Raw genomic sequence first — 12,645 nt, 5'->3', positions numbered from 1 at the left:
TCGCTACTGTGCCTTCAACAGTGTTTCTACATTTTGCGTCGTTTTACCTACCGTCTTGGCGATCAGCTCCTCTTGAAAGGTAATTCGAGTCAACGCCCATTGCATTTGCAAAAGCTGAGCAGGATCGTCGCCCACCATTTTCATGCTGTCAGCTAAACTGCTTTTTGCGTTATCGATGGTATTTTTCAGTTCGCTAATGTTTTCTAACAAACCACCTTCCAAGCCATTGTTTCCTTCCGGGACCGACATCGCTTGCTCGAAACGTTCACTAAGCCCATCCTGAGCTTGTGCATCCTGCACTTGCTCTAGATTCGTCTGTATGACTTCGGTGTACTGCGTATTAATCATCTGCGTTCCTATGAAAGATCTAGTTTGTGGCTGTAAGTCAGCATGTTTTTGACCATCGAGTTGATTTGTATAACAAAACTCAACTCTTCCCGTACTAGGTCTAACAATGACTGTTGATCAGAAGTCTCTTTCAACTCGGCCCAGCTATGCCAAAGTGCTTGTTCCTTTTGCGCACTCAGAGAGAAATGCTCAGACAGCAACACTTTTAGCTCCTCACGGTCTTTTGGAGGATCTGCTAGTAAACGTCCAGAAAAACTGCCCAATAATTCTTGTTCGAGTGAAGCCAGTAATTCTGGTGACGCTTTATCGGTGCCTTTTGCGCTTCTTTCCTGGTTAAGTGCATACCACAACGCTTCTTTCTGATCGCTTGAAGAAGTAAGCACTCCGTCAAGTGAGCGGTTAAGTGCCGTTAAGCTGAAGTTTCCGGAACTCTTGAGCACCTCATACCACTCTTTAATTGCCGTCACTTTGGCCTCAGATTGAGAGACTATGTCTGTAGTTTTTTGCACTGGCGATGCACTCTTGTTTGATGAACTGCTGTCAGATGCACTTTCACTCATCAAACGGCTCATCTTGTGTGCCTCGAGCGGAGCAACTCTGGCTGGCTGCTGAACCTGACTTAGCACATAGTTGAGCGAGTTGTTTTCAACCTTCATTAAAGGTTCCTGATATCCTGAGAGAAGCTCGCAGTAAACGCTTGGCTTTCCTCACTGCCTTTTGAAGCAATCGCCAGCCAAGATTCAGCTTTGCTCGCTAACCCTGCTTTACCAGCAGCGAGAGCCGCTAAGCAGACTAAATCAGTAGAGTCTTCGCAAACTGGTTCAAGCAAGCGATGAGCCTCTTCGTAGCGACCGCGGTTCATCAAACTCATAGAGCGAATCATTGCAACGACCTCCTCGGTACCCCTTTGGGATTCGAGGCAAGATGCAATCGTCTCTGCCTCTTCGTGGCGATGTATACCGGTTGCCATCAAAGCCGTTTCGGCCAGCAGCAAACGCATGTCTTTTTCCATAACCTACACCTTCTGTAGAATCGACTGCATCACATCCTTAATTGCGCGAGTTGTGGTCGCATTGATGTTATAAATCACTGACCATTTGTTGATAGTATGCTGCAATTCAGCCAGCTTTGATGGGTCATCAGCGTTGGATTCTAAGTTTTTGATCGCTACGTTCACGGCCTCATTCGCCGCCTTTGCTTGTTCTTCTAGTTTCGCTTTAACATCATCGAGATAAACACTATTACTCGGATCATAAAATGACATAGGTATTGCCTCTTGTTTATTTATTGCATTCGACAGTTTCAATCACAGCTAAGGCCGCTTGATAGGCTTCATGCTGTTTGAGTAGCAACTGATATTCATGGGGTGTACAGCCTAAATCAAGCTGGCGCTTAACCGCAGATTGCGCTTGCTTGAACTTGAGAATAATGGCCTCTTTCTGTTCCTGCCCCGAGTCGCTTTGTAGTAGTTGTTCAAGATTTGTCATTGGTATTTCCACCTTCATACCCTAGATTGATCGTGATCACTCGCCCGCCTTTCACCAGCTCAATTCCTGCTGGGGTGACGCTAGAAATGCGATATCCTTGAGGGGTTCGAGCCCCTACCATATAACGAACATTGTCCGTAAGGATCACATAAGGGACTTGACCGAAATTCACGCTTCGAAACGGAAAATCGATGTTAGTGCCCTTGCTTACTTTCGGAATGGACTTCAAAACCAAGTAAGGTTTCTCGCCATACTGCTCACGAAAATCCCTCGTAACCCCATAGAATCGAGTGGTCTCGATATCGTCCAACTCACCCCGTACTTCGATACGATCGTCACTTGTCGCTAGCTGAACTTTCTTTAGTAACTCTGCTTTTTCAAGCAATGTTTTGAGCGTATCCATATAGGCTCCCGCTCTTTGCAATTCGACCTTCCAAGCGACTAGTCCTGGGACATCACGTTCTAATATCTGCTCGACTTGGCTCCAACGGCTCGCGTCATCAATGTACCCCGTTAGGAGCAGCGTGCCAGTCTCTTCACCATTCTCAATTTTAACTTGATGATAACCGAGGTTACGTAAGATAAAGCGTACACCGCGACGAATCTCTTCCATGGTTCGCAGGTCACTTTTGTAGTTGAGCCCAAGCGCGTCAATTCTTCCCAATAGCTGCAGTTTTGCGGTTCTATCCTCAACGTATCCTTCCAGTACCGCCTGCCTTACTGTTGCATTCCATTCAACCCGCACATCATCAAGTTTCAATTCGCTGAGAATATTGCGAACTAAAACGATAGGCTCTGCTGCCGTGATGGTATCGTTGTCGCTGGCTCGGATTTGGCTATACCAAACACCGGCAAATATCACGCTTGGGATCAAGCTACACATCAAGCCGAGCAAAAACGTTCTCTTCCAACCTGATGACGCTTTATGGCTGACCGATACTGGTTGTTTATCTGTGGTTTCCCTCGCGATATCGCTCACCAAGTCGTCTTCAAGGTGTCCTACCGCAAACGTCAAGCGACCAACCGAAAGCAAAGCGTTACGTGATAATTCCACCCCATCAGCGTCAACCGTAACGCTTTCGTTATTGATCGAAACGTCTTCACAGTCACGCAGTAAAACGCTATCGCCATTGCATACCAATACAAGGTGACTCCCCTTGATGTCTGAATCGGTTAATACAAGATCGGCGGTAAAGTCATCGCTCCCCAAAACCAATGAGTCATTGGGTAAGGTCACCTCTACTCCGGCATGAACACCTGAGAGAATACGAATTTTCCATTGCTGCATTGAGGCTAATTCTCCTCTAATGGTCGAAGGCAATGATTATCTGAGCCATCACACTCTTTGATTTGCACTCGCCATCCTTTTTGTCCCGAAGGCAGCTCGCATTGCGATAGCACAGAAGACTTACCCTGTGACAACAGGTCTTGCTGATAACGCTCCGCTTGTACTTGAGATGAACAACTGTAGAGCGCGAGTGCGGATTTCAGACCTGCACTGTTATTTGAAATATTATTCAAGGCACCGAGCTTAGGCCTTAAGTCATACTCATTACCGATAAGCACGTTGTCACCAATGCCATCGACAACAATTCTCGGCTCAATAATGAACATGCGCACCGTTCTTCTGGTGGTATCAGTGGTACTTCGAAACAAGGCACCAAGGTATGGAATGTCCCCCAATAAAGGGACTTTCCGCAGCTGATGACTCACTTCATCACGGTATACACCACCGATTAACAGGCTTTGTCCTTGCTTAACCGTCGCCAGCGTACTGATCTCTGTCTTGCGAATAGATGGCACATCATCAACACCACCATCTGGAATTTGAGCACCGTCTTCAAGATGCAAACTTAGGTTGATTTCGGGCCTTTCAACAAATCGGTCTCCGACAATACGTGGAACGATGCGCAGTAAAGTACCGTAGGTCACCTCTTCAAGGGCTGCCGTTTCTCTACCGACCAACTTAACGTAGAAAGTGCTGCTGTTGTTCAAGACTGCCTCCACGTTTTCCTGAGTTAGCAAAGTAGGTCGAGACACAACTTGAGCACTGCCTTGAGATTCCAATAAGCGAACTTGAGCCAACAGATAATTTAAGTTGGTCGCATCAAGCAATGATTTGAAAGTCTGCCCGCTGCCTAACGTTACATCGCCACCATCAACATCACCCGTGGTTTTTATGTCAAGAATGCTGTTGTTGCCTACGTCAAGACCCGCTCGCCAATCCACACCCAATTGACTCAAATCGTTCGCACTGATATCAACAATCGAGAGTGCAACTTCGATTCGTGACTGTGGCTGATCCAACTGAGCGACTAACTTGCGGTACAAGGGCAAGCGCGCTTGTGTATCACGAACTATAATGGCGTTTAATCCAGGCTCAGCCTCTACTGATGCGCCGCCATGCACAGAAACATTCTTCGTCGTGATTGCAGCCGTATTAATATCCGTTTCTTCACCCTCTCTAGTCGCCTTTATCTTAGTTTGAACACCCGACAAGACTCTGCTCAATACTGAAGCTACGCCCGGCACCGTGACCCCTTGATCGCGATAAGTAATTTCTCTATCTGTCGCCGAGGCATATTTCAAAGGAATAATTTCAACAAACAGCTCATCAGTAGAGTTCGACTTTTGAACCAACCGGCTTTCCAGCGCTTCGGCTGTTTGCACAACCAAATCAACGTATCTAGGTGGGCCAGCTAAATAAACCAACCCTTTGTTCTCTGCCGCACGCCAACCATAGCGAGAGTCCCAAATCCCTGTCGATATCAGAGTACTGCGCAGTTCACGGGCCGTCAGAAGTTCAAGCTGTAGCAGTCGTGAACGGGTTTCCGTCGCTTTGTACACATGCAACACCGCGCCATCGAAATACCACATCATGTTGTAGACCTGTGCTAGGTAGTCGAGAAACTCGGCTGGGTCTTCTGGAGTAAATCGGCCACTAACTCGATCATTGACCTTGTCACTGACCGACACAGAAACGCGATAGTTAGCGCCAAAGTTATTCAATAGTTCTTTTAAAGAATCGTTGTCCGCATAGTAACGAAACGGCTGGTCAGGCCAATCCAACTCTGATGCGTGTAAAGGCAATACCGCGAACACACTCAAAGTACATGCAACAGACCAAACTAGTCGGCTTAGTTGTCTTTTTAAAACGGAAAGCATTATGGAATCCAAATACTGTGGCTGACGGTATGATTGACGCGTTGATGCTCTAACACAGCACTTAACTGCTCGACCAAATTCACATGCTGGGAGAGCTGAGTGCACAATACCTCTGTGGTTGCGCTTTCCATTTTCATCTTTCCTTGCACAATCAACTGTTCGTTATCATTAACCGTCAGTGTGCTTCTCGTATCGCGCAGTGTCTTCAAAGAGAGCTGCATACAATGCTTGAGTGCCTGCTCTTTTTGGAAATCGAGGTGCTGTTCAAACTGAAAGGGGAGAACGGTTTCCCACAAGACCCATGATGAATGCTGCCGAATGTTAAGCAGCATCTGGTCGACTTCGATATCGTAGGAACCATTATTTGAGATAATAAAATCCCCACCCCCCAGCGTTACCGCGAGAGATTTCATCATTTGATCTAACATATTTAGCTCTATTTAAATCTGACTGAGGTGGTTACACGCTTGACCGCATTGATTACTCTGAATATCAAAATAATAGTGATCCACATACCCCACGGTATGCATGTCTTGAAACCACTGCCAAATCTTCGCAACCGCATTCAAATCGCTGTAAACATGGTCACAAGCATCCCAAACGTCTTTAAGCTCAGGTGCTTGAACTCGGGCTTCAGCACACCAGCCTTTCCATTCAGAGATAAACTTATCTGATGTTTTGCCGTGCTGAGATAGGCCCTTTAGTTTTTCCAGCGTTGGCTTCCACTCTTCTACGGTAGTTCGGTGGGATTCCACGACCTGATTTTGTTGTTCATTAAGAACATCAAGCTGTTCATACAGCTCACTCTGCTGCCTCTGAATCAGCGATAACTGCTGATCTGCGAAAATTGCACTGTTCTCTTCCGCCGACAGTCTCAACCAATACTCTTTCTGAATACCCAGTTGATTGATAAGTTGTTCAAGTTTAATGGTGTCATGCAGTATCGTCTGATCTGTCTTTCGGTTAACCCATTCATTAATGGCTAAATACATGGAAAGAATCAGCGTTTTGGGGAATGCCAAATTGAAACGGAACCCCAATCGACCATTAATATAATCCAGCCTTTGCTCAAAAGAGCTCAACACATGACTATCACTCAATTGCCCACCCACTTCGAGAAAGAGGCGCATTGCGAATCGGTCTAGAGAGGTACCAAACCTTTGATAGATTTTGACCACTTGGCTAGCACATAGACAATCAACGACATTACGGTCAAGTAAACGTTGCAGCAAAGACAATTGCTCAGAACTCAAAACTCCTTCACTTAGAAGTTGTCGGTGATTGACATTAACAACATTGGACACTTGTGATGATTGGGTTAGCCCCTCATATCTTGTGCCTCTATGCAAGACAGTGACCTTCCTTTGCGCCACAATGTTATTAGGAAAAAGCGAACGGCGTCGCCAATGCAGCTTTTTCATCGGTGTTGTTCTCCGCATCTACTTCGAACAATCCAGAAGGAAGTAGAGGTATTAGTTTGATTCGTTGTTACGCTAATCATTATAGAGTTTGCGCCAGTTAATGCCTTTCAAAATTAGTCAGAAAATTTTAGTCGTCAGACATTTCACTTAGCAATAGGCACTTGTTCTTCCCCAGAACGCACACGGCTTGGTGTCGTTCCAAATCGACGTCGATAACTTTGCGTAAAGTAAGATTGGCTTGAAAAACCCGCTTCCATTGCGACATCGACAATACTCATCTTGCTAGTGAGCAATAACTTATGAGCATGCAGCAAGCGACGCTCACTGATCCACGCTCTAGGAGATACGCCATAATGCTCATTAAAAAGCTCTTTAAACGTCGTTAAGCTCGCACCAAACTCTTGAGCATAATCCGTTAGTTTCCACTCTTTCAGGTAATGGACCTCCATAAAACGACGCAGTCGGTCTGAGGTTTTGTTAGTCAGTTGTGATAATAATGCATATAGGTTTTCTCCTTTATCACCATGAAGCAGTAGGATCAGTATTTCCTCGTACTTTAAGCGCATAATAGTATCAGGATAAGACTGCTCCTCTAACGCCTTAATTCCTGATAACGCTTGATCTACCAATATGTTCAAAGTGAATGGAAACAACCCAGACTGAATGCTCTCAACTTTTGGCAGCGACATAAGTAATTCACTATGCTTTTGCAAAAATTGGCTGACCAGTTCGTTGTCAAATTCAACCATTGATGCCATATAGTGGCCATCTGATGGAGTATATTCGAGCAAGTAATCCCCTTGAGAAAGGTAAACCCCACAACCAGCGGCAACATCGAGCGTACAGTCACCCGTTTGAACTCTCAATTGCCCATTGTGAACGACTACAATATGAGACTGGCGAGAATGAAAAACTTCATCGTATTTTTCATAGTAACAAGTACTATGGACTTTTCGCGATAGCGAGTTGACCCTTTCTGTATTTAGCTGGCCTAACACATCCATTTTCTACCCTTCATAATCCCAATTTCTCTAACAGAGCCAGAGAAATACCAAAGCCTGATTTACAACAACACGAAAAATTACACATGATATGCAATCAGAACGATGTCAATTAAAGAAGCAAGAAAAGAGCATAGGTGCGATAGCACGACCATGCTCCCCTAATAAATTACAAATAGCTCAAAAGCCACCGGTGGTAGCAAAACGTAATCTTGGAGAGAACTCTCGATGTTATTTTTATTTTCTCGAGAGGTTAATAAGCTTTTGCTAAAATTCAACGGTAACTTGCGCTACTCAATTGAACAAAAGTTAAATTATATTAGAAAAAGTTGAAATACTAGTGCTTAGTATAACCACTTATATTATAAGCCCTAAGAAAATGGCGTGTTTTTAAAATCATTTTTATCGAACCGATTTTTCTTAAGGGTGGAATATAAACATAAAATTTACAGTAAGTGCAACTGATATTCATATAAAGAAGGCAGTTTAATTCTATTATTACAATTAAGATTTAGGGTTTAGCCTTCCTTCCTTCGCTTAACTCACCGTTAACTTTTATTAACATTTAAAAATAAAAGTGATTAATTTACTCATTATTGTAGACTTTTAGTTTTAAATTCTGATGGAATCTTCCTCGCGTAAACATATAGCCCTCTTCTTTAATAGCTATGATTTCTCCTTGAGAATGTAACACAGCACGGATCTTCATTTTCCCCTCACCTGCTTGTATCGGCGCTAGAACAAAAGAGTATTGCACAGGTAGCTGAACTCCATGATAAGTTTGCCTTGCAACACTAATGCACTGCTCATCAACCACTTGGCACACATCGACATCAATCAAAGTATTTACAGGAGCAACATACTCATCAAAAGACACCCATCCGTACAATGCTGCCTGAGAGTCGCTTTTGAACATACTTCCTAAATGGCCTGTGTGAGTACAAGCGCTCAAAAGAAATATACTTAGTAATAAAAAAGACGTATTTACCTTCACTGTATGCTCAATCAACTTATCTTTTTAATAAAAATAACAATCTTGATTGTTCTATAAAAATGCATCAAAGATCAATAGGTATTTCTTTTAATTATTATAATCACGAGTCTCAAAAATAAGAATCACAATTAAATACATTGAATTCAGTTTGATAAAAATCTTGATGTTAGTTCCAAATATAAAGTCGTTCATTATACAAACACTAACTATATTAAACTTTGTTATAAGAAACACAGCTAATAATCCCTAGTTCATCAATAAAAACGTTTATATAAAAAAATCCAACTAATATTGATAAACAACGAAACACACTTGCCATAACTTCAAGCTTAAATAAAAAAAAGGATGACTTCTATGTCTGCGCGCCAAATCGTAGATGAGGTTTTACTTAAATTTGCTCATCATATAGGGTTACCGAGATTAGAGTTGATCGAAGACGAGTTGGGGTTAGCTTTTGATGACAACATAAGAGTACATGTAATCTTTCACCCAACAACAGGGACACTTCAATTGGAAGCTGAGATCGTTGATCTACAAATTGTAACCCCTGATCTTTACCGCTCTTTTGTCGCATTTAACTATCACTGGTCTGAACATCAGCTGTTTTTTAGTTTAGATAACCACAGGCACAAGCTATGTTTGAATAGACTGCTTCAAGCAGAGTCACTCGATTATGAGCTGTTTGAAGATTCATTAGCTGAAATACTTACACAAAGTGAATCTTGGGAAGACTTGTTATCGGCCCATGTAACCATGGAAGCTTTGCCATCTAAGTTTCAAAGCTCGGATTTAAGAGTCTAAGTAATCTATGTCCAATAGCATCCAACCAATACCAAATCACTCGTCGATAAATTGGATCGAGAACAGTCGCGAGAATGAGTCAGGAAAAAAGGGAGACTTTCTGGGCAGAACTGTGGTGCTGATAAACCCTAATGAGAGAGAACAAAACCGCACGGGCTCAAAGCTTGAATTAAGCGAGATGCTCTCGACTTTTGCCAATACTGAACTTTCTAACTCGATTTTAAGCTTCGAAAAGAATTTTAGTTCCACTCAAGAGTTGTTGAATAGAAAGGTTCAAGTTATCTCAACTAACAGAGCAACGAGTTAGATACAAAACACCCAACAAGTCACCACATAACAAAAAGCCACACATCCCTTTACTGAAATGTGTGGCCGTTTAGAACTGCTCTATTTCGCTTTTAGTAAGTTAAGACGTTACTCCATTTTCCCTAGTACGTAATCTTCATCACTACTTACTACCGCGCCGTACTTCAGGAAGTTCTTACCTAGAATCATGCTGTATTCAAAGCGTGAACGGTCTTGAAGGTTCACTCTCACCTCTTTTTCTAGGTCGCCTAGCTTCACTTTCATTTCTACGACAGGGCGAATATTCACCTTCTCGCCTTTCTTCGCTTTAATTCGCATCACATCAATAACTGGCTTGGTGAACTCTTGCTTATCTCCTTGGTTATTTTGATAAGTAAAGGTCACCATGTCTTGGCCATCTTTCTTAAATCGCTTGATGTTCACCGCGTTCATAGAGCTCACATCAGCACCTGTGTCTAGCTTGGCAGGGAATGTCATGCCGTGCACTTCGACCACTTCAATGTGCCCCACTTTAAACAGAGGCTCTGCTTTTAGTAGATAGTCAGAGCGCGTGTTTACGTAAACACCCTCTTTCGCCATTTTCTTACCTAGAATGAAATAAGGTTGTTTTTCATCACTGTCCAAAACATCGATGGCAAACTTTTGTGTGCGAACCTTGCCAGAAGCCAAGAACTCACCACTCACTACTGGGCGAGTATCATCTCCCACCTTGAGCTTTTTAATGATTGGTTTTGTGACCTTCTGTTGTTCACCACTCGCGTCAGTTAGGTAAAACTCAACCGATTCATCTTTACCCTTGCCGACAATCTCAAAGCTGTCCACCTTCAATAGAGGCGTGTTTACAGTAAAAGAAGCCACAGCCTTTAGCGAGAACCCATCAAGTGTGATGTCCTCTTCCGGTGAGATAATCATTGGGGAACCCGCTTCAACCACATTGCTAAAACTCGATGAACCTTGTGAGAGCAAATTCTCAGCATTGGTATCAATCATAAAGAATTCGCTGGCGGTATTCGTCCCCACCTTTAACTGAGAAGTACCGCCTGAATGCTCGCTCAAATAAACAAGCACATCTTTAGTGGTACTCTCATCGAGTTGAACTGGTACATACACAAGAGGCCTCTGATTTCCGCTCACACTTAGCATACGAACTAACGGTAATGTCACCTCTTTTTGCTTGCCAGTGTTACCGACGATATCAAACGTGACTTCGCTGTGTTTTTTGTCTACATCAATATTTTTTGCATGTAGGGTGCTGTAGCGGTTCTTTAAAGAGAAGGTCGCGTTCATTGGCATGCCCGAAATAGACACCACCTCTTTACGACCAACCACCGTTGCGTTCTCTTGCTCTTGCAAATAATCATAGCCAGCGAACACCAACGCGTTGTCGGCTAGGAAGGATTTACCGATTAATACAGGTGCAGAGAAATGGCTTCTATCCGTGAGGTTAACGTCTGTTTTTAGTTCTTGATTAGCGATGGTCAGGGACATCTTCACCGTCGGACGAAGCAAAGACTTACTGCTAGTGCGGCTACGTATAACACTGACACGCTCTAAAGGGGCCTCAACCTTTACTTTCTCTCCATTCCGCGGGTTTTGCACCTTAAAAGAAACGATCGCCTGATACTTTGCAAAGTGGCTGCCATCCCAATCACTGTAGTGGAGAGCTCTGTTGCTCCGAGTCTCTTCGACCAATGCCGCCATCAACTCCTCATCTTTGAGGTTCTTGTAGTCGGCATGGAGACTTCTCACATGAATATCTTCAGCATGCATCGAAGTGGTTTCTGCACCGGTGTCGATTTTACCCATGAAAGGGACGTCTTTTAGCCCTTGAACGCCAGAGAAGTACACATTCTCAGTTCGCCCTAAGACCACTTTACCATCAAGTTCGTAACTCGGGTTTTGCGTGGTGTGAGAGGTGTCTGTAGCCAAAGAGTATTGTGACAAAAATAGAGAACTTAAAAGAGTTAGAGTCAAAGGGATCTTTTTCATTAGTTAGTCCGTTGTGATCAGTTCACTAATAATACTGGTGAAAAGGCAAGAAGTTCCCCACCAGCAATGGTTCTCACATAACGTTTACGCTATGACTTTTTCAATGACAAACCGATGACTTTGCGTCGCATTATTTCATCAATTGTTGACTAACAGACACTCAATAACGTTTGGATACTCAGTGTTCTATTGGAGAAATGAATACACAAAAGGCCAACGACGCGCGTTGACCTTAGCGATTAAAAATACCCATGAAGCGGGCTTAACTTGCTAAAACACGAACGGTTCTAGATAAACATAGCACTAAAAAGTCCTGACTGTTTTCTTTGCACAGATAGCACGAGCTTTTTCTGCACCCTCACCTTTATTTTTATTAAAGCATTGGCGGTAAGTTTCGACGTATCGCTCAAATAACACTTTGGCTTCTGGTTTGGGTTGAGAGAGCAGTTGATTGACGAACTTCCTTGATCCCACTTCGAAATGCTGAGTATCAATTGGGGAATTCCAGTCCCCTCCCCAGATCATAAAACCATGATGTGCAAACAACTCGACCACATCTTCCGCCATGCCTCGGCGTTCAATGTTCTTGCGAGCACGAAAACGCGTTCTGTTCACATAGCTAGTCGCCGATTGTGAGGGCTTGACCGTGATGGTTCCGTTACTATCGAACGCTAAGAAAGGGTTTTGAACTGGGTTGATATCGATTGCCACACCGTAAGCATGCTTCGACCAACCTCCTCCACCAGTGATAGGCCGAGCATTAAACGCACTGCTGTTGTTCGCTTCCATCGAGGCGTTATCATCACCGTTGAACTCTCGCATTAGGCGCGCAGAATGCAGTGGGAAGTTACGCTGTTTAAGTTCTAAAAAGAGTTGTTCAACAGAAGGGGCGATAACATCAAACACAATCATATTCCCCTGCTGCGTTTCGCCTTTAAAGTTAATGAAATCAAAGTCCACTTTGGATAGTCGCTCGCAGCCAACAGGTGCTCCGCTACTCAATACCTTGTTCTTTTTCATCATGTCACATTGCCATTGGGACACAGGTGCTACTTGGCCATAACTCGCCGCACTGCTCAAAGTTACCAGCAAACCAACAATTAAACGATTCATATCAAGGCTCAAAAACATTA

At 43.6% G+C, this 12,645-nt stretch carries 15 protein-coding genes; 2 read left to right on the top strand and 13 right to left on the bottom strand.

Features of this window, described 5'->3' with window-relative positions:
* Nucleotides 1–3: 3 nt before the first annotated feature.
* From sctI to OCV52_RS03050, 11 genes are all read right to left on the bottom strand, one after another.
* Nucleotides 4–348 carry a type III secretion system inner rod subunit SctI gene (gene sctI / locus OCV52_RS03100; protein ID WP_137408182.1) on the bottom strand — a complete coding sequence of 115 codons (345 nt, stop codon included), beginning with the start codon at nt 346–348 and terminating at the stop codon, nt 4–6.
* Between the two features lie 8 nt (nt 349–356).
* Nucleotides 357–1,004: a YopR family T3SS polymerization control protein gene (locus OCV52_RS03095; protein WP_137408181.1), complete on the bottom strand. Its 648-nt coding sequence runs from the start codon at nt 1,002–1,004 to the stop codon at nt 357–359.
* Nucleotides 1,004–1,360, bottom strand: a complete 357-nt coding sequence (locus tag OCV52_RS03090; RefSeq protein WP_137408180.1) for a YscG family type III secretion system chaperone — start codon at nt 1,358–1,360, stop codon at nt 1,004–1,006. The genes OCV52_RS03095 and OCV52_RS03090 overlap by 1 nt, the downstream gene beginning before the upstream one ends.
* A 3-nt stretch (nt 1,361–1,363) precedes the next feature.
* Nucleotides 1,364–1,612: a type III secretion system needle filament subunit SctF gene (gene sctF, locus OCV52_RS03085; protein ID WP_017107479.1), complete on the bottom strand. Its 249-nt coding sequence runs from the start codon at nt 1,610–1,612 to the stop codon at nt 1,364–1,366.
* Nucleotides 1,613–1,628: 16 nt separating this feature from the next.
* Nucleotides 1,629–1,835 carry an EscE/YscE/SsaE family type III secretion system needle protein co-chaperone gene (locus OCV52_RS03080; RefSeq protein WP_017107480.1) on the bottom strand — a complete coding sequence of 69 codons (207 nt, stop codon included), beginning with the start codon at nt 1,833–1,835 and terminating at the stop codon, nt 1,629–1,631.
* Nucleotides 1,822–3,123, bottom strand: coding sequence for a type III secretion system inner membrane ring subunit SctD (gene sctD, locus OCV52_RS03075; protein ID WP_137408179.1), 1,302 nt, complete (start codon nt 3,121–3,123; stop codon nt 1,822–1,824). Before sctD ends, OCV52_RS03080 begins: the two co-directional genes overlap by 14 nt.
* A 5-nt stretch (nt 3,124–3,128) precedes the next feature.
* Nucleotides 3,129–5,000 (bottom strand): type III secretion system outer membrane ring subunit SctC, encoded by a 1,872-nt coding sequence (gene sctC / locus OCV52_RS03070; protein ID WP_137408178.1) that lies wholly within the window; start codon nt 4,998–5,000, stop codon nt 3,129–3,131.
* On the bottom strand, nt 5,000–5,428 hold the full coding sequence (locus OCV52_RS03065) for a YscB family type III secretion system chaperone (protein WP_137408177.1): 429 nt from the start codon (nt 5,426–5,428) through the stop codon (nt 5,000–5,002). Before OCV52_RS03065 ends, sctC begins: the two co-directional genes overlap by 1 nt.
* A 12-nt stretch (nt 5,429–5,440) precedes the next feature.
* A complete protein-coding gene (locus OCV52_RS03060) occupies nt 5,441–6,421 on the bottom strand; it encodes a T3SS regulon anti-activator ExsD domain-containing protein (protein ID WP_137408176.1) in 981 nt (326 codons plus the stop codon).
* A 143-nt stretch (nt 6,422–6,564) separates the two neighbouring features.
* Nucleotides 6,565–7,425, bottom strand: coding sequence for a helix-turn-helix transcriptional regulator (locus OCV52_RS03055; RefSeq protein WP_063522654.1), 861 nt, complete (start codon nt 7,423–7,425; stop codon nt 6,565–6,567).
* Between the two features lie 583 nt (nt 7,426–8,008).
* On the bottom strand, nt 8,009–8,416 hold the full coding sequence (locus OCV52_RS03050; protein ID WP_170222459.1) for a YscW family type III secretion system pilotin: 408 nt from the start codon (nt 8,414–8,416) through the stop codon (nt 8,009–8,011).
* Between the two features lie 354 nt (nt 8,417–8,770).
* On the opposite strand from OCV52_RS03050, the gene OCV52_RS03045 reads away from it, so the two are divergent.
* On the top strand, nt 8,771–9,217 hold the full coding sequence (locus OCV52_RS03045) for a CesT family type III secretion system chaperone (protein ID WP_063522652.1): 447 nt from the start codon (nt 8,771–8,773) through the stop codon (nt 9,215–9,217).
* Between the two features lie 7 nt (nt 9,218–9,224).
* Nucleotides 9,225–9,524 (top strand): T3SS regulon translocated regulator ExsE2, encoded by a 300-nt coding sequence (gene exsE2 / locus OCV52_RS03040; RefSeq protein ID WP_137408175.1) that lies wholly within the window; start codon nt 9,225–9,227, stop codon nt 9,522–9,524.
* A gap of 107 nt (nt 9,525–9,631) precedes the next feature.
* Here exsE2 and OCV52_RS03035 read toward each other — a convergent pair whose 3' ends face one another.
* Both OCV52_RS03035 and OCV52_RS03030 read right to left on the bottom strand, forming a co-directional pair.
* Complete coding sequence (locus tag OCV52_RS03035; protein ID WP_137408174.1) at nt 9,632–11,512, bottom strand: ATP-dependent zinc protease family protein; 1,881 nt, start codon at nt 11,510–11,512, stop codon at nt 9,632–9,634.
* A gap of 303 nt (nt 11,513–11,815) precedes the next feature.
* Complete coding sequence (locus tag OCV52_RS03030; protein WP_137408173.1) at nt 11,816–12,625, bottom strand: M15 family metallopeptidase; 810 nt, start codon at nt 12,623–12,625, stop codon at nt 11,816–11,818.
* Nucleotides 12,626–12,645: the final 20 nt, after the last annotated feature.

It is taken from the genome of Vibrio chagasii (assembly GCF_024347355.1).
Taxonomy (GTDB): Bacteria; Pseudomonadota; Gammaproteobacteria; order Enterobacterales; family Vibrionaceae; genus Vibrio; species Vibrio chagasii.
The sequence above is the reverse complement of the archived record's forward strand: the minus strand, read 5'-3'. Positions and strand labels throughout refer to the sequence as shown.